Genomic DNA, 23,691 nt, shown 5'->3' on the forward strand with positions numbered 1-23,691 from the left:
TTCCTTCCAGAGGTTAAGTGATGTCGATGGAAAGCAATATAGGTAGAATCCCTTTACTTGATAATAGGGCTTTCCGATGTTTCACTTTCAAACCAGAATTGAAAATGTGAACGACCTCCAGGTGCTGCTGCACACGGTCAGCGGAGGGTCATTGACTGCAGCTGCTCGGGTACTCGGCATCACGCCAGCGGCGGCCAGCGCAACGCTAAAGCGGCTCGAGGCTCAGCTGGGCACGCGGCTCTTCGAGCGCTCCACCCGTGCAATGCGGCTTACGCCGACAGGTCAAATCCTTCTGGAGTACGCCCAGCGCGCGTTCGAGCTGCTTGCAGAGGGGGTGTCGCAGCTCGATGCCGAACGCGGCGCACTGGTAGGCACCGTGCGTGTCTCGGCACCGTCGGACCTTGCTCGGACCGTGCTAATGCCAATGTTTGATGAGTTCTTGCGCCTTCACCCCGGGGTGAAACTGGTGCTCAATGTTGGCGACCGCGTTCTCGACGTGCTACGAGACGAGGTGGACCTGGCTATTCGGTACGGTGAGTTGAGCGACTCTCGCCTCGTGGCCCGTCCACTTTCGCTTGCGCACCCCGTCCTCAGCGCTTCTCCCGACTATTTGAGTCGTCACGGCACGCCACGTATGCCAACAGACCTGGTGGACCACAACTGCATCTCATTCATTCGCGGCGGGCGCACGTTCAGCTCGTGGCGCCTCGGTCAGAACGGCCAATGGACCACGGTAAGGGTCAGTGGCGACCGGGTCCTGGATGACGCCTCGCTGGCACGCGAATGGGCCGTTTCGGGAGCCGGGATCATCTTCATGACGGAGATCGAACAACGGCGTGATCTGCAAAGCGGCAATCTGGTGCGGCTACTGACCGAATGGGAGACCGATCCGTATCCGTTGCATGCTCTCTTACCTAGCGGGCGCTTCGTCCCCAATCGCGTTCGCGCGCTCGTGGACTTCATCGCTGGGCGCTTTGCTGAACTCCAGCTATCAAACACGGAGCACTGAAGAAGGCGCTCGGCAGTCCGAGTTGATCACGCAGCGCCTTTGGAATGGTCGTGGCCCCGAAACTCGCCAGGTCGGACGTAGCACGGCCGATCGTTGAAGTTTGCTCGCATCGAGCCCGAGCGGCGGCGCGAACCGCGGCATTATCTGCGGTTTGGGGCTAGTGTCCTGCCCCGCAAATTCTTAGGCATGCATTAGCCGGTTCCAGCCTGAAAAGGCTTGCCCTGGCATGTGAATGAATCAGTTTCTGGGGTTTGGGCTCAAAAGCCCTTCCGGGGATGTGTTCCATAACTATTATGGAAGCGTTCCAGAACTAACGCTGTTTTTACCCCACCTCCGGCGTCCTGCCGACCGTATATCCTCCAAGTCCTACAGCTCGTCGCCCCACCCTCGCCCGACCATCACGTCTCGATTACTGTATATCCAAACAGTACACAGTAAAGGCGCCTACCGTGGATCCCCTCGACATCGAAGACACCACCGACTGGCTTGGATGCCCAACCGAATTGGAAACCGTCCCCCACTACAACCGCATGCTGGAAAATGAAGTCCAGGAGCTGACCCTGCAACTGCGCAAAGCCCGTGAGGGCATTTTCGGCCCGGTGCAAATGCATGCAGACGTGTCCAATGAGCGTGACCGTCTCAGAACGGAGCTGAGTCGCACACAAGCCGAGCTATCAGACGCCAACCGGGATAAGACCTCAATCGAGATCAAGAGCAATTGGCAGCTGGCCGCGAAGGACAGGGTGATCAGCGAGCTCTACGCCAAAATTGTCGAATTCACAGGAGTCGAACCGTATACCCGCCTCCCAGGCAACTAAATTTGCTGGATCCACCGGTGGACCCGCCAAAGTGCGGAAGACTTTTCCCGTGCATAAGGATCCATGATTTCACTATGACACTGAGGTTTGGGTATACTCACTTTTTTTACAGACGACTCAAGTGATGCTCAATTCAATACAAACACTAAGAGCTTTGGCTGCATGGCTTGTTGTATTTCACCATTACATGCAAATCATGCATAAGTTTGAGCTTACCGACCCCATTTCAGTCGCACTATTTAAATATGGCGCTATTGGCGTTGACCTGTTTTTTGTGATAAGTGGATTTGTCATATACTTGTCTGCCTCTGGGAAAAATCAAACACCCAAGGTCTTCGCATTACATAGAATCGCGAGAATCGCTCCTGCTTATTGGCTTTTCACGCTGATCACCGCGGCAGTCCTAATTTATGCACCTGGGGTTGTAGCTTTAACGTTATACGAACCTATGTTTCTGATAAAAAGCCTGCTATTCATCCCCGCACAAAATCCTTCAGGCATTGGATTTTTCCCTATCATTACTGTTGGCTGGACTTTAAATTACGAGATGGCATTTTATGCAATCTTCTTTCTCAGCCTTTACCTTCCTAAAAGCTTTAGGATTTTGACCATCGTGGCAGGCGTTCTTTTGCTTCGCACAGTGCTTCCAAAACTAGGTGGAGATCTAGCTTTTTTTACCAATAAAATAGTCTATGAATTTCTGTTCGGCATATTTATTGCGTACGCATACCAAAAAGGCTTGATTCAAAAAACACCTACAGTGATTGCGGCATTAATGACGGTCGTCGCACTATGGCAAATCATTAGACATGGAGCAGTCAACCATGACCCCTTCCAGTCAGGCTTACCGTGCGCGGCTATTCTGATCGCTGCCGTATCACAAGAGCGCTATTTTTCGCGTATTGGATTAATGGGGAAATTGGGGGATTGGTCCTACTCAACCTACCTCTGTCACGTACTTGTCATGTGCGTCATGCTCAAAATTCAGCAAACTTTCAATCTTGATGACTGGACCACGTTGACGCTAATTGTAATTGCGATCGGCATAGTTTCTTGCGCAAGTTTTACCCTCATCGAGAGACCTCTCTCGAGCCTCACGAGGACGAAAGTGAAAACCAGTATTCCGGTTACCCCTACCGCCTGAACTTAGAAACTTCAAACACATAGGATTGACACGCCGCTAGCGCTATCAATCCTTGGTCGCCGATGTTGGTGATTCCGATAACTCGCTGAGCAAGCGCCTGTGCACGTCAGTGGAGCGCTCCTTCATGAACCACGGCGCTGGCACAGGTGTCGGAGGACTTTGCCAATGTGCGGAAGACTTTCCCAGTACAGAGGAATCCACGACTTCGTTGCGGCGCTGAGCATGCCCAATGCTCTGGTCAACACCGTCGGCGACCAACCGCTCGAGCGCTACAACGTCGCGCCGTCGACTCAGGTCGCCCTGCTCCACCTCGAAGGCGACACCCTGCACGCCGACCGGGAGCGCTGGGGATGGCGCCCGCACTGGGCGAAAGACCGCGCTGCACCGATCAATGCCAGGGCTGAAAATGTCGCGCACGGTGCCTTCTTCCGGGAGATCTGGCCACACCGCGCCATCACCCCCATCGACAATTGGATTGAGTGGGTCGATGAAGGTGGGCCCAAGAAACAGCCCTACCTCATCCAGCACCGCGACGGCTCGCCGATTCTGTGCGCTTCTATCGGACAGTTTCCCGACAGCGATGAAGGTCCCGGCAAGCGTGGCGGCTGATGGGCCTTACCGGCACGAATCTATCGATACCTGCATCTCCCACTCATACCCGGTCCGCTGCCGGCGCTCGATCAGCGACACCCTCTCCTACTTATCTGCGCTTATCTCTTTCACATACGCTTGGCACGCAGCTATCCATTGCCCCCTCCTGTAAAGAAGTCAGAAGGTATAAACCTTATTCAGGACGGGACACCAGAAACGAAAAAGCCCAGGACGAGGGCTGGGCTTTTCACATTCGTTTGAGTCGGCAAATTAACTGTCGCGCCTCACGCCAATTGTCAGGAACCGGCGCCCCTCATCACTCATTGCTTTCATACAGTGAATGCCAATGTCGGTTTGGTCCGGTATACCGTGCTGCGATTCTTGCCACTCTTCTTTGACTCGTACATCGCTTCATCGGCTTCGTTCAAGGCCAGATCAACGCTGTCGCGTGAGATGCTAATGCCGACGCTGGCTCCGATCCCCTGCCCAATAAGGCGGATCTTGTCCACGAGGCGTTGTGCGATCTTATTGGCGATGACCAAGGACATATCTGCGGGTGCATCAAGACAGGCGACGAATTCATCACCGCCCAATCGCCCGGCCACATCGGTATCGCGTAACTCCGATTGCAGGATCTCGGCGACTCGCCTCAATACCTCATTGCCGCGATCGTGACCAAACTTGTCATTGACCTCCTTGAACCCATCCAGGTCGATGAACAGGGTTGCGAACCCGGTTCGACCTGCAACGCTCGCAGACAGCAGTGCTGCCGCTCGCGCCATGAACAAGGCTCGGCCTGGGAGACTCGTCAGCGGATCATAGCGGCTTCTGTCAACTTGAACCGTGAGATCCGCATTCTCCTCAGTGAGCTTTTCCACGGCCCCCGTAGCGCGAACATACGCCAGCTTGACCTCCTGGAGGTAGAGAAGCGGGACGATGAAAGCCGAGATAAGTGCACCAGTACGACCGACATACCAGCCGACAGACAGCCTCGTTGTACCGAGCATGGTGATAGCGTTGTCACACAGCAGCGCAACCAGCGCCAAACCAAGCCAAACATGCAAGACCTTCTTGAAGCCGCCGACCAACCACAAAGCCACGAGAGAAATCAGCAGCAAGACCTCTAACCCTGGTGCCACCCCGGTACTGTTGATCCTGCTGAAGTCTCCATTAACGTCCATTAGCGGTAAGGCATCATGGAATACGGTGACGAGTAGTGCGGTCGCAAAAAACATAACTGCCGTGATCGCAAAAGTCTTGAACAGCGCGATGCTGTGCTCAGTGGTGGTTTCCCCTGGATTGCGCAGTTCACCGTAGGCAAAAAGCAGGATGCCCAGCGCGGGCCCGGCATGCCAGAAGAACCACAGCCAAATTAAGGTTTGCGATCCCCCAATCAGCGGCCCGTTTTCCACAAAGGCTCCGGGAAACGCCAAGAGCTGCAAAACCAGGATTCCGGCCGTGAAGAAACTCCCTGCACTCAGATGCAAAAGCGATTTTGTACGTGTGGCATCGTACAGCCCTTTCATCAAATAGCCGGTAACCAGATATGAAAGGATGACCGCCGTTTGATACGAGGGGAAAAAGGCCTGGAACTTTGGTAGTTGGGTCTTGGCAAACGGGGCCAAAGCAATGGTGACGAAAACGAATAACAGCGCGAGGTTGAATGTCAGTCGCCGCTGCTTCGGCGTGGCATTGCGCGTTGCAGGGGAGCAGGTGTCATGCATTGGCTCCTTGACTGGCCCCTTTGCACTTCTTCGGCTGATTTTTTCCATTGCTGCTCTGCTGTGATCCACAGTTGATTTGCCATACCGCGCGCATTCTGTTCTTACTCCCAGTGAAATACAAATGTGAAGCCCGGACCAAGGGGAGATCACTTTCACTATGGCAAACACCGTTCGCTCTGCTTACTAGACTCGCAATAGCCAGGCTTAACCACTGGCCGATTATTGCCCAATGTTGTGGTCTAGCTCCGGGGCGCTCTACAAGACGCGTTGGTGGCAAGGGAATTGAGGAATTTATGACTGACCACGAACAACTCCATCGAGATGGCTATGCGCTGCTCCGTCGAGCGATCCCGGCCGAGTGGCTGCGTGACCTTCGTGCCGTGTTCGATACGGGCGTGAAGCCGGCGGACCAATGGCCGGTGCCGCGCGGCATGGATTGGCGCCATTCGCTGTTGGACTCTGACTCGAAGGTTCAGGCGGTGTGTCGTCTGCCGGACGTGCTGGCGGTGGTGGGTGAGTTGATCGGAGAACGGTTCTTCCTCTCGCAGGTGGAAGGTCGCGAACCGCTTGCAGGTGGCGGTCATCAGCAGCTGCACCGCGACTTGTCGGCCCAACGGCCAGGCGACATTGTGAACGCCCTGGCTTATTTCGACGATTATGGCCCCGAGAACGGCGCGACACGTATCGTCCCCGGCAGCCATCGCCCTCAGAAGGGAGAGCCGCCATTCGACTTCAATGACGAATCCCGGTCTGTGCAGCTTTCAGGCTCCGCGGGTGACATCCTGGTGTTTGATGTCGACTTAGTGCATGCGGGCAGTCTGAACTCAACCGGTGCACGCCGTCGCTCTATCCTGATGAGTTATTTTTCAGAGCCCCTATACGCCTCACACCTGGAAACAGTGAGCCTGCGAAGTATCCGGATGGACACGAGCGATCGATTCGATCCCTCGGATTTTTCCTTCGGGGCTCATGCGAACAAAGCGAAGCTGGAATGCTAGCCAGCCCTATATTTCAATTGGGTAACATTTCTACTGCACAGCAATAAGCGGGACATATTCCAGCAAAGGACTCAGGGCACTCTATGCAGGCCGCCTCATAAGGAATCCAGTGTGCAGGTATTAGCCCTATAGCCTGTCACTGCCGTCAACTCGATGCGGTATAGAACGTCTTAATCCATGGAGTAAACAGTATGAGTCTGTCCAGAAAATTGCTTGTCGGCGTTGCCTTGAGCAGCCTGCTGCTCGGCGGATGCACTTCAAGAGTCACGGAGAAGGAACAGTACTCAGGGTTTCTTCCCGACTACAACAACTTGCAGGAAGTCACTACACCCAGCGGTGAAAAGGCCATGCGTTGGGTGACCCCGTCCTGGAACCCGAACACTTATGACACCGTGGCCTTCAAGCGATTGGAACTGTACCCGGCACCACAGCCCAATGAACGGGTCAACCGTCAGACGCTGGACCAGTTGCAAAACTACATGACGAACAATGCCAAGAGCGCACTGGGCCAAAAGTACCGTGTGGTACCCAATGTTCAGTCGGCCCCTGCCGGTTCGCGAGTCCTGGTCGTACGCGCCGCGATTACCGGGGTCAGCGCATCCAACGAAGGTATGAAATGGTATGAAGTGGTTCCGGTTGCGGCCGCGATAGGTGCGACTCAGGCGGCCACCGGCCACCGTAATCAAGAGACCGAGTTGTACATTGAGGCCGAGATGATCGACGCAAACAATGGCCGGACCGTGGCCAAAGTGGTGCGAAAAGTCTTCGGTGAGCAATTGAAAAATGCAAGCCAGCCAGTTACCGCCAACGATTTCAAAGCGGCAATCAAAAAACTGGATAGCGATATACAAGCATTCATCGAAAGGCAATGAAGTGTCAGCCAGCTTCCAGTTTCGTGATATCAGGCCAAAAGCGGCGTCAGAAACCATCGACGTCAGCGAGGCGAACCTGATACTGGGTCAACAGAGCGCACCGTCTGTCTGAAGCCTGAGAACTATGGACGCATACCATGCGTCCTAATTCATGCAAACCCACTCTGATCGATGGAAGCCATCATGCATTTAAAGAAGACGAATTTCGTAGCTTTGATGACATGCGTAATGATGCTGGCTGCAGCGCCTTTACTCCCAATGTCCTCTGCCTATGCAAAAAGTGGTGGTGGCGGTAACAGTGCAGGTCACGGCAGCAGTAGCGGCGCCGGTGGCCAGGGAGTAGGTCATTCTGCTGACGCTGACAGCAATGGCCATAGCGAAGGCCGTAGTGAAGGCCTTCGCGAAGGCCAGGAAAGTGATCATGACGGTAAAGCCATCAGGGATCATGGAGTCAGTGGCAAGCACACCGGGAGTATTCGCCATGCCAGCAAAGGTCATGGTGCGGCCACTTCAGGGATCGCACACTCCAAAACCACACACGGACTTACAAAGGCCACAGCGATCTCAACCACCACTCCTGGCGATCACAATGCAAAGGGCTTGAGTAACGCTGCTACTTCGAGCACCAAACAAGATCAGTAGGCACAGTATTTACGTCTATATGCCCTCGTATAGTGCAGAAAGCCCGCCGATTGCGGGCTTTCTCATTCAACCTCTCCCCTCTCGTTAACCAGCCTCTTGGCTCGCCTGCGTTTCACGACCTCTTTCAGCATCTTGAACCAACGCGTTCAAGAGTTCTTCGGTATGGTTTATCGAATCACGTATCTCGTCAAACGCCTCATCCAGAGCTTTTTCGATCTCGAGTGCAGGAGATCCACGTAATGTCTCCTGTATTTCAAGCTCGTCCTGCTTGAATTGCGACAGGTTGGCGCGCAAGCCCTCTAATCGAAGAGATATCTGTGAGATATGGTGTCGGCGGCGCTGAACCATGATGCTTCTCCTGTTGGGTTCCCATACCTGTTTAGAACGCTGCCTGCAAAGAGATGTTCAGCATGTCCTGACCAAAGGATTCGGTCTCGGTAAAAGTCCTTTAGAGAGAACTCTGCGACACCATTCGTCGCCTATTAAAACGTGGCGCGTAATAGTGTTCATGTCTGGCTTAGGGTTTGCACAGGCCGGTCGTAGCAGCCCCGGAACGACATAATTCTGACGCGGCAGCAATCAACATTAACGCTTAAGGACTCCAGCGATACGCCTGGCCAGTCACCGGAGATGCAACGTGTCAACTCTCAATGAAATCGCAGCGAACCACGCGAGAATGGCTAAGGCAAACGAAGAAGAGTCGACCGGACTGAGTGAGCGACACTGTCAAATAGTGGGTAGCTTTGAAATCCCCGCCATCGATACACAACAGCACATTCCACTGCACCTGATCGCCGGGGTGCAGGACAACCACTTCGAACAAACAACTGGCTACTTGCTCTGACCGCAATTGATCGCAATACCGGCTTGGTTCGTCAGCGGCTTGTCGCAGGCCACGCAGAAAAATTGATATTTTGAGCAGTGTGCGAGCAAAACGTGCGGTGAACTGATCGGGAGATCCGGGAGGGTGTCATGGCCACTGTTACCGATACACTGAAGCTGTTTCTCGCGGGCGACGTCATGACCGCCCGCGGCATCGACTCAGTACTGCCGCATCCTGGCGATCCGCGGCTGTACGAAGCTTACGTCAAGCATGCCGGAGATTACGTCCGGCTGGCAGAAAGACTCAATGGCCCGATTCCCCGCCCGGTCGATTTCACCTATGTCTGGGGCGCTGCGCTGGATGAGTTAGAACTTCGCCAGCCACACGCACGCATCATCAATCTGGAAACTGCGGTGTCCCGCCGCGGACGACCGGAGCCAAAAGGCATCAATTACCGCATGAGTCCGGAGAACTTCCCGGTCATCAGCGCAGCCGGCATCGACTGCTGCATGCTGGCCAACAATCATGTGCTGGACTGGGGGCCAGACGGCCTGGTCGATACGTTAGAGACCCTATCGAGCAACGGTATGTGCAGCACCGGTGCCGGACATAACCGGCAATCTGCCGAAGCGCCTGCCGTGCTGCCGCAGCTCGGCGGGCGGCGCTTGCTGGTGTTTGGCCTCGGCGCTCCCGACAGCGGCATTCCACCGGACTGGACCGCCACGGACAGGCGCGCTGGCGTTGCGCGGCTGGATGATCTGTCAATGCAAAGCCTGCACCCTGTGGCCAAACGGATGCTTGCGGGCAAAAAACCGGGAGACCGGGTGGTCGCGTCCATTCACTGGGGCGGCAACTGGGGGTTCGATATCCCGCGAGAGCAGGTCCGGTTCGCCCATGCCTTGATCGACGAGGCCGGAGTTGACGTGGTGCACGGGCATTCCTCGCACCACGTCAAAGGCATTGAGGTGTACCGCGAACGCCTGATTCTCTATGGCTGCGGTGATCTCCTGAACGATTACGAAGGCATCGAGAACCACGCAGCCTTTCGCGGTGACCTGGGGCTTCTGTACTTTGCCTCGCTGGACTCAAACGGGTGCCTGCAATCGCTGGACCTGATCCCCACCCGCCTCCGTCGTTTTCGCATCTGTCACGCCGAAGGGAATGACCGTCAATGGCTGCACGACACCCTTTCTCGCGAGTGCGCGCGCTTGGGCAGCAGCCTCCAGCCGGGCGCGATAAATGCCTTCACGTTATGTTGGTAGGAACCGGGATTCGCGAGACGTTGTTAGCAACGTACGCGCTAGAGGCCGGCTCAAACGTTAGGGCTCTGACACCCAGATAACGTTCGAGCTATTGATAACCGGACACCGGTCAGGGTTGATCTCGCGCTCGCGATGAAGCCAGATCCTGGTTCGCTCGACATCAAATTCTCGCTCGTTCCTTTCCCTCATAACGATGCCGGATATGCCGAAATGCCCGCACTCGGGACAAATCAGTTCAACGCCATCCATTGCGGATTCAATACGTCGAGCGTCTTCCGAGCAGATCAAACACCACATGAGCCACTCCCAAGCACCTGTCAGTTTCAACGACCAGGCAATCCAGCCGCCAACTCTTGCCCCACCGCCGGGCATCGCCAAACGTCTTTCAGGCGCGGACTACTCACCTACCTTCACGGTGCAGGTTGTCAATTAATAGACCATTTCCAAGCATCACGCTACCTCGACAAAAAATTCCTCATATCCACAGAAAAACCGTCGACCCTGATCTCGATCGGACGGTTGGGAATAGCCTCGACGGGGGTTGCTCAAGTGACCGTCGGCCTCGCCTTTTGTCGCAAGTCGATTGACTGAAGAGGGCCTTTGGAGCCCAGTACTCTTCGGGCCAGACCAGATCACACGAAGAAAAAATCATGTCGAAAATAACGGTGATATCCGGTGACTTTCTGGCAGGCGATGCCGAATTTCAATCCGGATTTTTCACTCTGAAATCCGCATTGAAGCCTTCTCTCGAATTAAAGATACCCCTGTCAAATCTGGAAACCCTGGAAACAGCAACCGAAGAAGTCGTCAACAAGAAAGGCAGCGTTATTCGATGGAGTCTGGCGGGAGCATTGCTTCTGGGGCCGATTGGGCTAGTGGCGGGCTGGTTACTCTGCGATACCGAGAGGGAAATAACGTTCTACGCAAAATTCAAGGATGGCCGCTGCTTGCTGGCCACTACTGATGTCGGTACTTACTCAAAGATCTCTGCCTCTCCCCTCAAGTAACACCCCCTCCCCTCAAAGTCAGCCGCTATAGCGGCTAGTGTTCGCCCTGACCAGCAGCTGGCCACTCAGCATGTTTCCTGAAGCATCTGGCAGGGCGAACAGGTAAACCTTACGCGCTCCACAACACCGCGTCCTCAAGCCAATTCTGAACAATTCACAACTGAACAGACATGCTCTGCTGACTGTCAGTCATCCATCCGCCCCAAAACCAACAAAGCCCAGCACTGGGCTGAGCTTTTTCATTCCATTGAGCTTATCTTTTTGGAGGTTTTTTGAGGCTATCCAATCGACCGCTCTCCAGCAAATCCTTGTACTTCAACGCCTCAGCTTCACTGTGATAGACGCCGACCAGAACATCTCCCTGAAAGACATCCCACATCCTGATTCCCGCGCTACTTGATTCATGAGACATGTGATGCTCATCGCGCTCTTTGATGGTAATGACCATTTGCACATCCTCTGGATTGAGGCAGGTAAGGTCTTTTTTACTCCTGTAATCTCCAAGATTCCATACCGAAAGCCTTCACCTCTCACTGACGCTCCTGGGAGGAGTGATTTCGGGTCAATCACGCTATCGTCATTTGACCGCCTGCGCATTTGGCAATAAGCATGATGGGCATATGGCGAAAACGAATACCTACGCTGAAAAGATCTCAACAGTTTGAGAAAAATAGCATACGCTAACTATTGATACCCACGTCGAATGGCAGGATTTCATGTTGACAAGGAAGGCTTCATTTTTTTTCGCTGGGTGGACCGATGCCAAACTCAAAGTCGGACATGTCATCCTCTTTGTTGCCGTCGTTTGCGTCTCGCTGATAGCAATAAGCACATGGGGAATCTTCAACTCCCTGGAGTACCATTTGCACGACAAGGAAACCGAGATGTCAAATCTCTCGAAGACGTTGTCGTCCAACATCGAGGCCACCCTTACACAGGCTGATACAGTACTTATAGGGGGCAAGGAACGACTGGAAACTGAAGGCAGCGATGCAGAAAACTTAAAAAAACTGGAAGAGCTACTTAAAGTACAACAAAAACGCCTGCCTCAAATACATGGCTTTTTTGTCTATGATGAACAGGGACGCTGGCTACTGAATTCAAACGGTGTCATACCCGCTGGCGCCAACAACTCAGACCGTGACTATTTTATTTATCATCGCGACCATACGGACCCGGGACCTTATCTTGGCCCTTCCATACGCAGTCGCTCAACCAATGAATGGATCATGACGGTATCGCGCCGAATCAACCATCCGGACGGCAGTTTTGCCGGCGTCGCACTCGCTACCATTTACCTCAACTACTTCCTCAATCTTTACGAAGGTGTGGACACCGGAACGAATGGCCTCATCAATCTGGTGACCACCAGCGGCAATATTGTGGTGCGTAAACCATTTCGCGACCAGGACATCGGCATTAACATATCTAAAGGCGAAGTGTTCGCCCTGTTAAAACCTGACGTGAACTCCGGCACGGCGACCATAAAATCGTTTATCGACGGTGTCGAGCGGGTCATAGGCTTTAGACGCATTAATGGGTACCCCCTTGTCGTCGTCGCCGAATTTGATAGAAATGAAGTACTGGCGGACTGGCGGAGCGAATCCCTGGCCAGCCTGATCATATCCTCCATATTATTAATAATCCTCAGCTTTATTGGCTATCGACTGATCAAGCTCATGAGCCAGCAAATTCAAGCGCAAAGAGAACTGCAAGCCTCCCAGAAAGACTACATTGAAGCCAATAAGATTCTTGGTTTAATGGCCCTCGAAGATGGACTGACACGACTGGCCAACCGACGCCATTTTGATTTCTTCATAGAAACTGAAGTTGCCAGGAAAAAACGCAAGAAACTGGACGGCACGGCACTGATCATGATCGACGTTGACCTCTTCAAGAGTTACAACGACCTCTACGGCCACGTACAGGGTGATGAATGCCTGAAGGCCGTGGGCGCAATCATCAAAAAGCATGTAAACCGAACCGGTGATCTTGCCGCCCGGTACGGCGGGGAAGAATTTGCCATTGTGCTGTCAAACACCGATTATGTTGGGGCTTTCCTGCTGGCCGAAAAAATTCGACTCGATTTGGAGCACGCTAAAATACAACACAGCGACTCTCCACTAGGGGTGGTCACTATCAGCATTGGCATTAGTTCACTTTCCGAACTGGAAGTCGATACGGTAGAGAGTCTGGTGGATATCGCCGACAAAGCGCTATACATCGCCAAGTCCAGCGGGAGAAACAGAACCGTCATTTCAAATTAGCAAGGACGGCAGACAGCAGTAAAAAAGCAGCCAGGCAGTCGTTGGCTGCTTCGTCACATCGAAGCAAGAACCTCCATCTAATCCGACGTTACCGATTCCCTGGAACGACTTGGCCGGCTGGCCGTTTTCTCCTCGGCGTCGCGATGCAACAAGGAAACCTTGTAATCGTAGGTCGATATCAAGGGCACTGGCTCATCATGCCGGGCCATCTGAAGCCATCGCTTTGTACGTTCAAGGTCAAAGGACTCGTTCTTCAAGCTCATTTTCGCAACAAGATTGGCCGAGACCCTGAAGTGTCCACAACCGGCTGAGCATTTGACCTCTGACCAATCTCCCAGCGCGTGAACAGTCTTGGCGGCCGCCTGACAAATTAAGCACTTCATATGGGATCTCCCTATCGATGACTTCTCAACTGTAGCCGATCCCCGGGCGAAAACGAGAAAAGCCCTGCAAGCGTAAACCTGCAGGGCTTCTCGGTCAGACTGACCGTCTCATCAAGCCGGGCAACCAATGGTTTACCCGGCTTTTTGAATGCGTTGTGCTTATCGGATCTTGTCAGTGGTCGAAGTCACTGCCTTACTCAAACTTTTTGTGTTGTGATCACCGGGCGTTGTCGCCGAGATAGCCTTCGCTTTCGTCACCCCTCGCGTTGCTTTCGAGTGCGCAATACCCGAAGTCACTGCCCCATGACCACGATGGCTATCGCGATCACGTCCAAGGTGGTCATTACGATCGCGACCAACGTGGTCATCGCTATCACGTCCAAGGTGTTTACCGCTCAATCCACGGTCTCGAACAGCCCGACCGTCGTGATCGGTTTCCTGGCCTTCAGCGCGGCCATTGCTCTTGGCACCCGCCGAATGACCTTCACCCGCATGAGCACCACCTGCATGACCACCACCGCCGCCACTGCCACCACCATTTCCGCCACCATTGCCATTACCGCCGCCACCGTGACCACCACCGTCTTTAGCATAGGCCGTACCCATGACAGACAACCCGGCGGGGAGTATAGGCGCGGCAGCAAGCATCAATACGCACGACATAACTGCGGCTAGCTTCTTGTTTTTCAAAGGCATGATAGATTCCATAGTGGTTCGTTTTTTACAAATTGTCTGACAAAAGCGCTTGCTTGTAGTTCAGAACAAACGACGAACGGATCCATGCCCCTGCATTGATGGAATCGGCTGCGCTGGCAGCCGATTCCTTCTTGTTAGCCAGCCGCACAAACAGGACGATGCGAACATTGACTCAACGGCGCTCCACCTACTGATCGAGAGCGCCGTTTAGAACCTCATAAATGATCCCGGTAGTAATAGCGACAAGAATCAGATCAGTCCCGACCTGCTGCCATTCATAACCCTCGTAGTGAGGCAGTCTGCCGACCAGCCGGCCATCCAGCTTCCTGGCGATACCGGGAGGCAGGGGTTTTCCGCGGGCGAGGTTTTTCTGGATGCCGGGAGGCAATGCCGGACCTGGTGTCCAGTAGTCGCGGTAACCACCGATGATGCCAAGCACATTGCCACGGTCGATGCTCGGCCCTTGGTCCCAGTTTCTGTCATCGTACGGTTTTTTGCCCTTGCCATGGCCTCCCTGGTTTCCATGGCCCTGACCACCGCCATTACCCGGGTCGGCAAAGGCTGTCGCAGAACCCGCCACAAGGGCGAGGCAGGTAACAGCGGCTATCAACGAGCGCGATCTGAACATGTCCGTTCTCTCAGAAAGGGATTATCCCCTGCACTGTAGACGGTATTGCAGCGTCAAGTTCCACCCGTAACCAACGTCGGCGTCAACTCACTGCTGCCTCTGGCCAAGCTGATCATAGTCGTTGCACTGCGGCTCGCGGATGGCCGTCGACCATCCGCGAGCCAGTACCATCAGGCCAGCAGCTTACGTTCGTCTTTACCGTACTTGAGCGATTTCTCGTCCGGGATCATCAGACCGGTGTGCTCGTCGCGCCCCTGCAGAATGAAACGAGCGTCCGGCTTGCCCAACTGGGCGGCAGCCTGCTGGCTGTCGGCACCAATCTCGCCTTTCTTCATGCGGTTGACGATCACGCCCACCGCCGTGTCGTTGAAGTCGCGCAGCATCCACGCATCACCGTCGCTGTCACCGGCCACCAACACCGGGCCGTAGCCCTTCTGTTTCACCAGCACATTCTTGATGCCGACGGTCTTGCCCGGTCCGTAATTGAAGTGCCAGTCCGGTTGATAGCGACTGGTGTACTTACCGTTTTCCATCGCCATGCGCAGGCCGATCACATTCTCGGGCGGTACGCCGTAGCCATAATTGGGATGACCGGCGAACACACGCACCACGTCGTCGATCGAGGCAGTGCTGACATAGACGTCGATGCCGTTGGCGCGCAACGTGTGCATCAGGCCACGGATTTCCTCATGGATGCGGATGCCATGAAAGTGCGTGTCCGCCACCACCCCTGCCTTGCCCGGCAACGTGCGTGAACTCTCGTACTTGACCTTGCGCAGCGCGTCGCCCATGGCGTAGTTGTTGGAGGCCTCGGCCATCGCCTGCAACTCGGCCGTGGTCATGTTCTTGTAGAAATACAGAATCCACTTGTAGCCGATCTCCACCGGATAGCTGTCGCAGATCGCGTCGTACATGAAGTAGAGCTTGGCGAGAAAATCCTTGTACTGCTCGCTGGCCTGGATCTCTTCCAGGCTTTTGTCGCCCGCAAGCCCTTTGTAGTTGGCGTGCAACCAGCGGTAATCAGCTTCCACGTCGCTGGAGATGTCTTCCATGGTGACCGGCTTGCCGTCCACTGTGGTGTAGTCCTTCATGAACGCGCCATTCGGCACGTCCTGGCGCAGCACGGCAGCGAACTCATCGGGTGTCAGCTTGTACTGCAAATGATTGATCTGGTAGACCAGCAGCGCTTCTTCACAGTCATTCATGATGCAGGTGTTGTCCCAGTCGAACACCGCGTACGGGCGTTGGTCAGGACGGTAGGACGCACTTTTGACGCCGTGCTGGTCGATTACCGCCTGCAGGCGCTGGCTGTTCAGTGGCGACCAGCGCGCCGGATCCAGCGCGCTCGGCGTGGCCGGGGGCGTGGCGGCTTGCGTTATACGGGAGGACAACAACAGCGGGGTTACGACGGAAACAGTAGCGAGGGTGTTCAGAAACTGGCGACGCTGCATGGTATAGCTCCTACTTCTAGACGATAGGTTACAACCGAGGCGATGGCGAAAGCGTGTTTCGAATCTAGGGACGAGGGGAGAAAAACCGTCCCGCGATGAGGCTAACTTCAAATACACAAAAATACAATATTGCCACAATATTACATTCTGATGATTCGCAGACCGCGCCTGCCCCGTGCTGATGGGGGCCGGAGCGAACTTGACAGTGACCGACGCCCCTCCACAATGCGTGCTCGGACAGCAACTCAAACAGCAGGGACACCCGGCATGTGGCAAGAAGAGCGTTACCAGCGAATCCGCGCACTGCTATCGACCTTGCAGCGCGTCACCACCGACCGCATCGTCACGGAGCTGAATGTTTCACGCGAGACCGTGCGGCGCGATCTGGTCGCTCTTGAAGACCTCGGGGAGTTGAAGCGGATACACGGCGGTGCCATTCGCGTCGAAGACGAAGCACCCATCGCCGAGCGAGCGCTCAGCAACGTCAAATTCAAGCGTGACCTTGCGCGTGCAGCGGTCGGCCTGCTGTCGCACGGACAGACCGTGTTTATCGACGCGGGCACCACCACTGTCATCCTTGCCGAAGAGCTGGCCAAGCTGGGCGGGCTGACCGTGATCACCAACTCGTTCAACGTGGCGCTGCAATTGCGTAACCCCGCCGCGTCGGGCGGCCAGCACAACGAGGTGATCGTGCTGGGCGGTTCGCTCGATGACCGTGCTCCTGCCACGGTTGGCGGCACCACGGTGGCGGAGATTGGCCGCTATCGGGCCGACCTCGCGCTGTTGTCACCCGTTGGCATCGACGCCCAGCGCGGTGCCAGCAACTACGACCACCGTGAGGCCGAAGTAGCCCGCGCCATGGCCGAGCATGCCGAGCGCGTGGTCATCCTCGCCGACTACAGCAAGATCGGCGTGGAAAGCCGCGTAGCTTTCTGTCCGCCAGAGCGCATCGACGTGCTCATCACCAACCATAAGGCCAGCACCGAAGCGGCGTTTGCCGCACTGAACGCCAAGCTGAAACACGTTGTCCTGGCGTAGCTCAAATCAGCGATGCTTCTCTACTGAAAGCATGATGACGGGTCTGGCTCAGTGTCCCGCAAGCCGGCTGCAGAAAGCCGAGCAAGGCCTGCCGTGTGTCATGCCAGGCCGCCGGGTGCTCCATATCGAGAAAGTGCCCGGTGTTCTTGATCGTATGGAACCGGGCCTGACGGGCATGAGCGGCAAAAAGCCGGGCGTCTTCCACCGAGGTGTACTCATCCCATTCGCCGTTGACGAACAACAACGGGACTTCGATTGAGTCGGCACAGACTGCGTAGCAGTGGATGTCCTGGGTCAGGATCTCGTTGACGTGGAAATGCATCTGCCGATATTCGTGTTCGGCCAGGCTGCTGACATGGCGATGATTAAAACGTTTGAACAACGATGGCAGGTGCTTGCCGATGGTGGTGTTGATCAAGTGCCCGACATTGAGCCGATCACAGGCCTGGAGAAAATTCAGGCCGCTCTCCAGGTAATCGCGCATCGGCGTATTGATCCGCGCGGCAAATGAATTGATCACTGCCTTCTCGATTCGTCGCGGCCGTTGGGCCAGCGCCAGCAAGGTAGCCGCACCGCCCCAGGAAAAGGACAGCACATGGTGCACGGAAAAGTGTTCAATCAACTCCAGCAGTATCTGCGCCTCGTCTTCCTTTCGGATCGGTTGGCCATGGAGGTTGTGCAGTCTCGATTGACCGGCGTAAGGCTGGTCGTACAGCACCACATTGAATCGCGGCTGCAGGTAACGCACCGTCTGAGCAAAGGATGCGGTAGTTGCCAGCGAGCCGTTGACCAGAATGATGGTTTTGTCAGCGGCGGCGTTGAGATAGTGCTCGGTATAAACCTTGTACTTCTTGCAAATCTCGACGATGGCAGTTTTCGGCATCATGTCATTTTCTTCCCTGAACAAATTGAACTAAGCGCACAGCGTGAGCGACTGCCCGGACGGTCTTCGTGACTGATAAGTCACTGACTGACCGGAGGTTCAGAGTTAAGCAGGGATTTTCCCGTCTGCAAGAGACCGAACGAGTTATTTTGACGCCCCATGGCGAACAATGATCCGACTCGCAGTCCCGGGCTCTCAAACCTGATGCAGAGGCCTCGCCGGGGTTTTCTGGCATCGCATAACACTTGCACCTATGGGAAGATGTTGGCCGCCTTGAGTCGGCGATGAGTTGAGTCGACCCTCTACTTTCAATGCCTGAACTATCAATCATGAGCCAGACCACACGCGTATCGAGTACCCGTACCAAGGCGCTTTGCAGACTGTGTCTGTCGGTATCGCTGCTGATGACCTATAACGCGTGCGGTGCACCATTACCGATTGAACTGTTTGTCCCCGATGCTCCCCCGCTGACCTTTGTCGATAATTCCAAAGGTCACGGAATCGTCGGAGACGCTGTCCTGATGGCCATCGCCAACGCCGGCTATGTCGCTCATGTACAGGCGCTGCCTTGGGCCAGGGCGCAAAAACACGTCAGTGAGAAGCAGGACATCCTGATAGCCCCGTTGTCACGTACGCCAGAACGCGAACAGCTCTTCAGCTGGATCGCTCCCATCATGTCCATGGAGCGAGCCTTTTTCAGCCTTGACCGGCCAGTGAGCAGCTTCGCAGAAGCCAGGAAAACCTACCGCGTGATCGGTGTAGGCCTGGGCAGCGCACAAGAGGAAATACTGCGCGCGCAAGGCTTCGGCAACCAACAGATCTACCCGCTGACCATTGGCGACAACCCCGCGCAAATGCTCTTGAGAGGACGAATCGATGCCTGGTTCAACGGTGTCCCGGAGACTCAATACATTTGGTCGAAGGTGTCTCGACGCACGCTGCTGATGAGTCCCGTCATGAATACAACGGATCTTTATCTGGCCTGCTCGAAGCAATGTTCACCTCAACGGGTACAAGCCTTGCGCAAAGCGGTTGAAACGCTTCGCAGTGACGGCACTCTGGCACGAATACAAAAGGGCTATTTGTCGAAATAAGCACTTCTTCGAATACATGCGGTGGAGTCTTGAGTCTCAGTAATGCAGGACTACGCTTCGCTGAGACGCGTCGTGTCTACAACGCAAAGGACTGAAACATGGATCTCAAGGAAATCGACATTCTCGGTTCAAGCATCGGCCAGCACTGGTATTACTGTTCGAAAGCGGCGGCGATGACTCGTCTGCTGGGCGATACCCCCGTGAAAAGGATTCTCGACATTGGCGCCGGCTCCGGCTTTTTCACCCATCACCTGCTGACCCGGACAACCGCCACCGAGGCATGGTGCGTGGATATCAGCTATGAGACAGACTCGGACACCACAACCGCCGGTAAACCGGTGCACTACCGTCGTTCGATTGATTCAGTGGACACCGATCTGGTGCTGTTGATGGACGTGCTGGAGCATGTCGATGACGACGTCGGATTGCTCAAGGCCTATCTCGATAAAGTCCCGCCCGGCAGCCGTTTCCTGATGACGGTGCCGGCATTCCGGTTTCTCTGGAGCGGGCACGACGAATTTCTCGAACACAAGCGTCGCTACACGTTGCCACAACTGGAAACGGTGGTCAGGGACGCCGGTTTGACGGTGATGCAAGGGGCCTATTACTTCGGTCTGGTGTTCCCGATTGCGGCGACCCTGCGGCTACTGCCGATAGGCGCACAGCCGTCAGCGCCACGCTCGCAACTCAAGCGCCATCATCCGCTGGTCAATACACTACTGAAGACGCTGTGCACCATCGAACGTCCGTTCATGGGGGTAAACCGTCTGGCGGGTCTGACCGTGTTTTGTCTGGCTCGCAAGCCGTGACCTCAGCTGAACAGTCAGCGTTGGTCAACGGCGTGGCGTACAGGAAAGTGGACCTTCGAAGATCAAGAACGAACTATCGAACCCGAGACCGGCAGATTTCCCAGCAGGTTAAGTCCCGTGATCTTCACAAAAGTCTCATAGTCCACCGGCTTCTCGATGCGGGTTTCCGCGTTAGGTAGCACATACGCCCAGGCGCGCTTGGACGAAGCGTCGTACACCAGTTTGAACAGACGGTTTGGCACCCAGACCTTGTTGTCGCCAATGGTGGTATGACCTGCATCAAAGAGCGGGCCGGTGAAGACAAAGACATTGCCATCGGCGCGCTTCGCGAACTTTCTGACATCCGACTCGACCTTGCTCCAGATCTTCCGGTTATTGGTCGGGTCTTGCGGCACCATGTTCGACAGTGCAAAGGTCTGGGCCATTGCATGCGGATTCGGTGCATCGGCGGCCGGGGACTGATGGCCACGATCCACAGCTGGATGTTGGCCACGGTAGTCGCTCAACTCTGCCCGCCCGTCCTTGGGAATGCGTGGGTCCGGATAGAACTGATTGGTCCGCTCCTCTCCTTTGGCATCCGCCAGCTGGGCCGAATTCAGACGCTCAACCACAACCAATGGCGTCTTGCTGGTTTGCGAATACAGCACCGCAAAGTTGTCGGAACACAGGGCCAAGGGCTTCATCGCTGCCGGCACACTGGTCATGCTGATCGGCTTGGCTGCCGGGAACAGGTCTGCGCACCCATCAAACGATGCCTGTTGCTGCTTGCTTGAATACAGGTCGATCGCCGCACTCTGACTGATCGAGCCTGAACGGTGCCCTTGCTCCTCGTGCTGGCTGGGCGGCTTGAGGAAATCCAGCAGGTTGCGAGCGTCTGCCGTACCGGTCGAGAACAAAACAAGGGCCGACAGCCCCACTGCCATATTGCGTAGGTTCATGCTTGGAATCTTTGAATTGGATTAAGGGAGGATACTGGCGGCAAAGCCCTGAAATCGTCGGCACGAAAAAAGAGGCCAATGCCTAATGCCTGTCAGTTAAGGCACAAACCTGTGGGAGCGAGCTTGCTCGCGATGACGGCATAACATTCAACATCAATGTTGACTGATCCACCGCTATCGCGAGCAAGCTCGCTCCCACATGGATTGCGCTTAACTGACTGGCATTGGGCCAATGCCTCTTTTTTAATGCGGACAACATAATAACGAGACTCGCAGCTAGCGTCTGACCTGTTGAAATCAAAGGAGTTTCTTTTACTCCAAAAACAAGAGTGGGCATGATCTGCAAAGACGTGATCGACCATGAAATCTCCTTTGTCGGCATCTCCCCTGGCTAAGTGCAATAACCATTCGTAGCTGGATCAGCTTGGCGCTGATCCAGCACAAAATCCCCATAAGCGAGCATGGCGGTGTCCCAATTCACATCCATATGGGACGCCATCACCTGAATGTCGCGCCAGTGCCGTTGCACCGGACTCGCATCAAAAATCGCCGCAGTTCCCATGTGCCACACCAGCCGTTGAACGGCCTGCACGCACAACCGAATCAGATAGGCACGATCTCGCTTGAGGGTGACCAGCTCTTGCAGAGACAGTGATCTGCCTGCAACACCTGCGCTATGGAGTAAAAAGGTAATGGCTTGGTAAAGGTGCCTGGCGCAACTCAACTCCGCAGCACTTTCCGCGAGTCGTTCCAGCAATATTGGCCGAGCCTTTAATGCCCCGCCCTCCTTCATGGGTTCATGCTTGCGCAGTGCTGCAATGCAGTCGTCGTACGCACCCTCCGCGCAACCAAGCACAGGGCCGATGTGCAGACTGCCCAGATACGGAATGAACTCCACATCAAACAGGTAGCCATCCGGATTGTGCCGGGCACCTACCGGGGCGGGGCCGAAACATTCCGATTGCGAGACCACCCAATCGTCTGGCACAAATACATCGTCCAGTCGCAGATCCTTCGATCCGGTACCGCACATGCCTGCGACGTGCCAGGCATCCTCGATCTGAACCTGATCAGCCTTAAGAGTGATTAACAGCGGATGGCCAGGCGATACATCCGGAGGATTATCCCGGCGCACGGATACGATAACCCAGCTGGCATGATCGATCCCCGAGCTGAAACGCCAGGTTCCGCTAACGCGAAAGCCACCGTCAACTTTCAGGATCGAGAGATCCCTGGACACAGAGGCAGTGGCAATGATTTGCCCCGGCCCATCGGCAAAGACCTTCTCCTGGCATGAGGATGGAAGCCGCCCGACAATCGCCGCATGGCTGCCCACAAGGCCAATCATCCAACCGGTCGACGGGCAAACCCGAGCGGCAATTCGAGAGGTTTCAACCAGGGTTGGCCAATCGCGTTGCAGCCCGCCATAACGTCTTGGCACGAACAGCTGCATAAGCTCCGCAGCAAGCAAGTCGTCTACAGTCTGCTGCGAAATACAGCGGGCCCGCTCGGTTTCAGCAGCAAGAGCCCGCCATCGCCCGAGGAGCGCCCTGGCTCGATCGCAGGTTTGATGATGTCCCAATGGCAACTCTGTCATCCAATCCATCAAAATCGCCTCCTAACAATCAGCCACAGGCTGTGAGAGCTTCCTGACAACCGGATGTTCGAAGCAGAAACCATCGGGGATAAAGGGCTGGCCAAGAAGTTCGATGAACCGGGTGATGCTTTTCTCATCGTTGGAGGCAACAAACTCATAGAAGTTGGTGCCGTTCCAGATGAGATAGACATGAGCAAAATAGCGGGACGCCGCTTCGACGAAATCGGAAAAATGGATCTGGCCATTCTCCATCTGCGACAACATGGCATTCCTTTTCCAGGCTATCTCCTCCTCGCAAAAGTAATGAGCCTTGTGCTGTTCGTCCTTTACCCGTTCGCGTCGGTAGTACTCGTCGACCTCGGGCTGATTGAATTTCTCCAGGAAGAATGCGAGGCCATCCTCGCGCAGGAAACCCGAAACGCCTTTCAGATGCTCGTCCCTGTTTCTGCCATAGAACTGGAAAGCAGCCATCTCATAGAGATAGTCAACGCCACAAAACGGTACTTGCGAATCGAATGCTTGCGCCACGATCTCGCGGTTCACCTGAAGAAACGACCCGGAGTGGAATGTGCAAAGTTCCTTGTCGGCATGAGCGTCGAAATGGATCTGGTTCGCCTTGTTCGGTGAGTTGGTCAGCGTCCGTATTGCGCCCTTGGCGTATTTTGCCAACGACCTGCCGCTACTCCCGTCAAACGCATCAACCTCCCACAAAGTGAAAGCCCGATCGTCCTGTTTACGTCGCTCGAGGGTATAGCGGGCAAGCGCCACGCCGACATGGGAAAGCTCTTCCAGAATACCCGGCACGCTGGCCAGAAAATGCGAAAAAAGCGGACCGGTCTGCGCCACCAGCAGGTCATGGTAGGCCAGCACCTCCTGGTCCTGAATTCGCTCGCGTATTCTCGTTGTCACAGGCTGCCTGGGCACCTGGACCTTGCCTTTGGCCAAGTCGTCAAAATAGTCGGCCAGCTTGTTCATCGCAGAATCGACAAAGGCAGGATTCGAATCGGTGGTCATTTC

The 23,691-nt window shown here is 55.1% G+C and carries 24 protein-coding genes and 2 pseudogenes; 15 read left to right on the plus strand and 11 right to left on the minus strand.

Going from position 1 to position 23,691, the window contains the following annotated elements; all coding sequences use genetic code 11:
- Nucleotides 1-76 precede the first annotated feature (76 nt).
- The 3 genes from AC1DIG_RS22225 to AC1DIG_RS22235 all read left to right on the plus strand — a co-directional run bounded on the left by AC1DIG_RS22225 (nt 77) and on the right by AC1DIG_RS22235 (nt 2,971).
- Nucleotides 77-1,009, plus strand: coding sequence for a LysR family transcriptional regulator (locus AC1DIG_RS22225; RefSeq protein WP_477769036.1), 933 nt, complete (start codon nt 77-79; stop codon nt 1,007-1,009).
- Nucleotides 1,010-1,458: 449 nt separating this feature from the next.
- Nucleotides 1,459-1,827: a hypothetical protein gene (locus tag AC1DIG_RS22230; protein ID WP_477769037.1), complete on the plus strand. Its 369-nt coding sequence runs from the start codon at nt 1,459-1,461 to the stop codon at nt 1,825-1,827.
- A 124-nt stretch (nt 1,828-1,951) separates the two neighbouring features.
- Nucleotides 1,952-2,971 (plus strand): acyltransferase family protein, encoded by a 1,020-nt coding sequence (locus AC1DIG_RS22235; protein WP_477769038.1) that lies wholly within the window; start codon nt 1,952-1,954, stop codon nt 2,969-2,971.
- On the opposite strand, the pseudogene AC1DIG_RS22240 reads toward AC1DIG_RS22235, so the two are convergent.
- A pseudogene (locus AC1DIG_RS22240) lies at nt 2,961-3,068 on the minus strand (lysis protein); the annotation flags it as partial. The gene AC1DIG_RS22235 and the pseudogene AC1DIG_RS22240 sit on opposite strands and share 11 nt — an antisense overlap.
- A 68-nt stretch (nt 3,069-3,136) precedes the next feature.
- On the opposite strand from AC1DIG_RS22240, the pseudogene AC1DIG_RS22245 reads away from it, so the two are divergent.
- Nucleotides 3,137-3,577: pseudogene (locus AC1DIG_RS22245) on the plus strand (SOS response-associated peptidase family protein); the annotation flags it as partial.
- A 314-nt stretch (nt 3,578-3,891) separates the two neighbouring features.
- Here AC1DIG_RS22245 and AC1DIG_RS22250 read toward each other — a convergent pair.
- Nucleotides 3,892-5,334, minus strand: coding sequence for a GGDEF domain-containing protein (locus AC1DIG_RS22250; RefSeq protein WP_477769039.1), 1,443 nt, complete (start codon nt 5,332-5,334; stop codon nt 3,892-3,894).
- 245 nt (nt 5,335-5,579) lie between these two features.
- Here AC1DIG_RS22250 and AC1DIG_RS22255 point away from each other — a divergent pair, with 245 nt between their 5' ends.
- The 3 genes from AC1DIG_RS22255 (at nt 5,580) to AC1DIG_RS22265 (ending at nt 7,798) form a co-directional block, all read left to right on the plus strand.
- The gene (locus tag AC1DIG_RS22255; RefSeq protein ID WP_477769040.1) at nt 5,580-6,284 is read left to right on the plus strand and encodes a phytanoyl-CoA dioxygenase family protein; all 705 of its coding nucleotides are present in this window, start codon (nt 5,580-5,582) and stop codon (nt 6,282-6,284) included.
- 191 nt (nt 6,285-6,475) lie between these two features.
- The gene (locus AC1DIG_RS22260) at nt 6,476-7,156 is read left to right on the plus strand and encodes a DUF3313 domain-containing protein (RefSeq protein ID WP_477769041.1); all 681 of its coding nucleotides are present in this window, start codon (nt 6,476-6,478) and stop codon (nt 7,154-7,156) included.
- A 183-nt stretch (nt 7,157-7,339) separates the two neighbouring features.
- Nucleotides 7,340-7,798 (plus strand): hypothetical protein, encoded by a 459-nt coding sequence (locus AC1DIG_RS22265; RefSeq protein WP_477769042.1) that lies wholly within the window; start codon nt 7,340-7,342, stop codon nt 7,796-7,798.
- Between the two features lie 84 nt (nt 7,799-7,882).
- On the opposite strand, the gene AC1DIG_RS22270 is transcribed toward AC1DIG_RS22265, so the two are convergent.
- Nucleotides 7,883-8,146: a hypothetical protein gene (locus AC1DIG_RS22270; RefSeq protein WP_477769043.1), complete on the minus strand. Its 264-nt coding sequence runs from the start codon at nt 8,144-8,146 to the stop codon at nt 7,883-7,885.
- Nucleotides 8,147-8,435: 289 nt separating this feature from the next.
- Between AC1DIG_RS22270 and AC1DIG_RS22275 the strand changes: the two genes are divergently transcribed.
- From AC1DIG_RS22275 to AC1DIG_RS22290, 4 genes are all read left to right on the plus strand, one after another.
- A complete protein-coding gene (locus AC1DIG_RS22275; protein ID WP_477769044.1) occupies nt 8,436-8,642 on the plus strand; it encodes a hypothetical protein in 207 nt (68 codons plus the stop codon).
- A 128-nt stretch (nt 8,643-8,770) separates the two neighbouring features.
- Entirely contained in the window at nt 8,771-9,883 is a 1,113-nt protein-coding gene (locus tag AC1DIG_RS22280; RefSeq protein WP_477769045.1) for a CapA family protein, read from the plus strand.
- Nucleotides 9,884-10,015: 132 nt separating this feature from the next.
- On the plus strand, nt 10,016-10,474 hold the full coding sequence (locus AC1DIG_RS22285; RefSeq protein ID WP_477769046.1) for a hypothetical protein: 459 nt from the start codon (nt 10,016-10,018) through the stop codon (nt 10,472-10,474).
- A 59-nt stretch (nt 10,475-10,533) separates the two neighbouring features.
- Entirely contained in the window at nt 10,534-10,890 is a 357-nt protein-coding gene (locus tag AC1DIG_RS22290) for a hypothetical protein (protein WP_477769047.1), read from the plus strand.
- 253 nt (nt 10,891-11,143) lie between these two features.
- Here AC1DIG_RS22290 and AC1DIG_RS22295 read toward each other — a convergent pair whose 3' ends face one another.
- Nucleotides 11,144-11,338, minus strand: coding sequence for a hypothetical protein (locus tag AC1DIG_RS22295; protein WP_145014628.1), 195 nt, complete (start codon nt 11,336-11,338; stop codon nt 11,144-11,146).
- A gap of 268 nt (nt 11,339-11,606) precedes the next feature.
- On the opposite strand from AC1DIG_RS22295, the gene AC1DIG_RS22300 reads away from it, so the two are divergent.
- Nucleotides 11,607-13,157: a sensor domain-containing diguanylate cyclase gene (locus tag AC1DIG_RS22300; RefSeq protein WP_477769048.1), complete on the plus strand. Its 1,551-nt coding sequence runs from the start codon at nt 11,607-11,609 to the stop codon at nt 13,155-13,157.
- A gap of 542 nt (nt 13,158-13,699) precedes the next feature.
- Here the strand turns inward: AC1DIG_RS22300 and AC1DIG_RS22305 are convergent.
- From AC1DIG_RS22305 to AC1DIG_RS22315, 3 genes are all read right to left on the minus strand, one after another.
- Complete coding sequence (locus AC1DIG_RS22305) at nt 13,700-14,236, minus strand: hypothetical protein (RefSeq protein ID WP_477769065.1); 537 nt, start codon at nt 14,234-14,236, stop codon at nt 13,700-13,702.
- A gap of 187 nt (nt 14,237-14,423) precedes the next feature.
- The gene (locus AC1DIG_RS22310) at nt 14,424-14,864 is read right to left on the minus strand and encodes an anti-virulence regulator CigR family protein (RefSeq protein WP_477769049.1); all 441 of its coding nucleotides are present in this window, start codon (nt 14,862-14,864) and stop codon (nt 14,424-14,426) included.
- A gap of 170 nt (nt 14,865-15,034) precedes the next feature.
- Nucleotides 15,035-16,315: a haloacid dehalogenase-like hydrolase gene (locus AC1DIG_RS22315; protein ID WP_477769050.1), complete on the minus strand. Its 1,281-nt coding sequence runs from the start codon at nt 16,313-16,315 to the stop codon at nt 15,035-15,037.
- A gap of 267 nt (nt 16,316-16,582) precedes the next feature.
- Between AC1DIG_RS22315 and AC1DIG_RS22320 the strand changes: the two genes are divergently transcribed.
- On the plus strand, nt 16,583-17,353 hold the full coding sequence (locus AC1DIG_RS22320; RefSeq protein ID WP_477769051.1) for a DeoR/GlpR family DNA-binding transcription regulator: 771 nt from the start codon (nt 16,583-16,585) through the stop codon (nt 17,351-17,353).
- A gap of 1 nt (nt 17,354) precedes the next feature.
- On the opposite strand, the gene AC1DIG_RS22325 is transcribed toward AC1DIG_RS22320, so the two are convergent.
- Nucleotides 17,355-18,239 (minus strand): alpha/beta fold hydrolase, encoded by an 885-nt coding sequence (locus AC1DIG_RS22325; protein WP_477769052.1) that lies wholly within the window; start codon nt 18,237-18,239, stop codon nt 17,355-17,357.
- Nucleotides 18,240-18,565: 326 nt separating this feature from the next.
- Here AC1DIG_RS22325 and AC1DIG_RS22330 point away from each other — a divergent pair, with 326 nt between their 5' ends.
- Together AC1DIG_RS22330 and AC1DIG_RS22335 are read left to right on the plus strand one after the other, a co-directional pair.
- Nucleotides 18,566-19,330 carry a substrate-binding periplasmic protein gene (locus AC1DIG_RS22330; protein ID WP_477769053.1) on the plus strand — a complete coding sequence of 255 codons (765 nt, stop codon included), beginning with the start codon at nt 18,566-18,568 and terminating at the stop codon, nt 19,328-19,330.
- Between the two features lie 98 nt (nt 19,331-19,428).
- Nucleotides 19,429-20,139, plus strand: coding sequence for a class I SAM-dependent methyltransferase (locus AC1DIG_RS22335; RefSeq protein WP_477769054.1), 711 nt, complete (start codon nt 19,429-19,431; stop codon nt 20,137-20,139).
- A 62-nt stretch (nt 20,140-20,201) separates the two neighbouring features.
- Here the strand turns inward: AC1DIG_RS22335 and AC1DIG_RS22340 are convergent, their stop codons facing one another.
- From AC1DIG_RS22340 to AC1DIG_RS22350, 3 genes are all read right to left on the minus strand, one after another.
- Nucleotides 20,202-21,077: a DNA/RNA non-specific endonuclease gene (locus tag AC1DIG_RS22340; RefSeq protein WP_477769055.1), complete on the minus strand. Its 876-nt coding sequence runs from the start codon at nt 21,075-21,077 to the stop codon at nt 20,202-20,204.
- A 391-nt stretch (nt 21,078-21,468) separates the two neighbouring features.
- Complete coding sequence (locus AC1DIG_RS22345) at nt 21,469-22,683, minus strand: acyl-CoA dehydrogenase family protein (protein ID WP_477769056.1); 1,215 nt, start codon at nt 22,681-22,683, stop codon at nt 21,469-21,471.
- A gap of 12 nt (nt 22,684-22,695) precedes the next feature.
- On the minus strand, nt 22,696-23,688 hold the full coding sequence (locus AC1DIG_RS22350) for a class I SAM-dependent methyltransferase (protein WP_477769057.1): 993 nt from the start codon (nt 23,686-23,688) through the stop codon (nt 22,696-22,698).
- Between the last annotated feature and the right edge of the window lie 3 nt (nt 23,689-23,691).

It is taken from the genome of Pseudomonas sp. 05N431, from assembly GCF_056397005.1.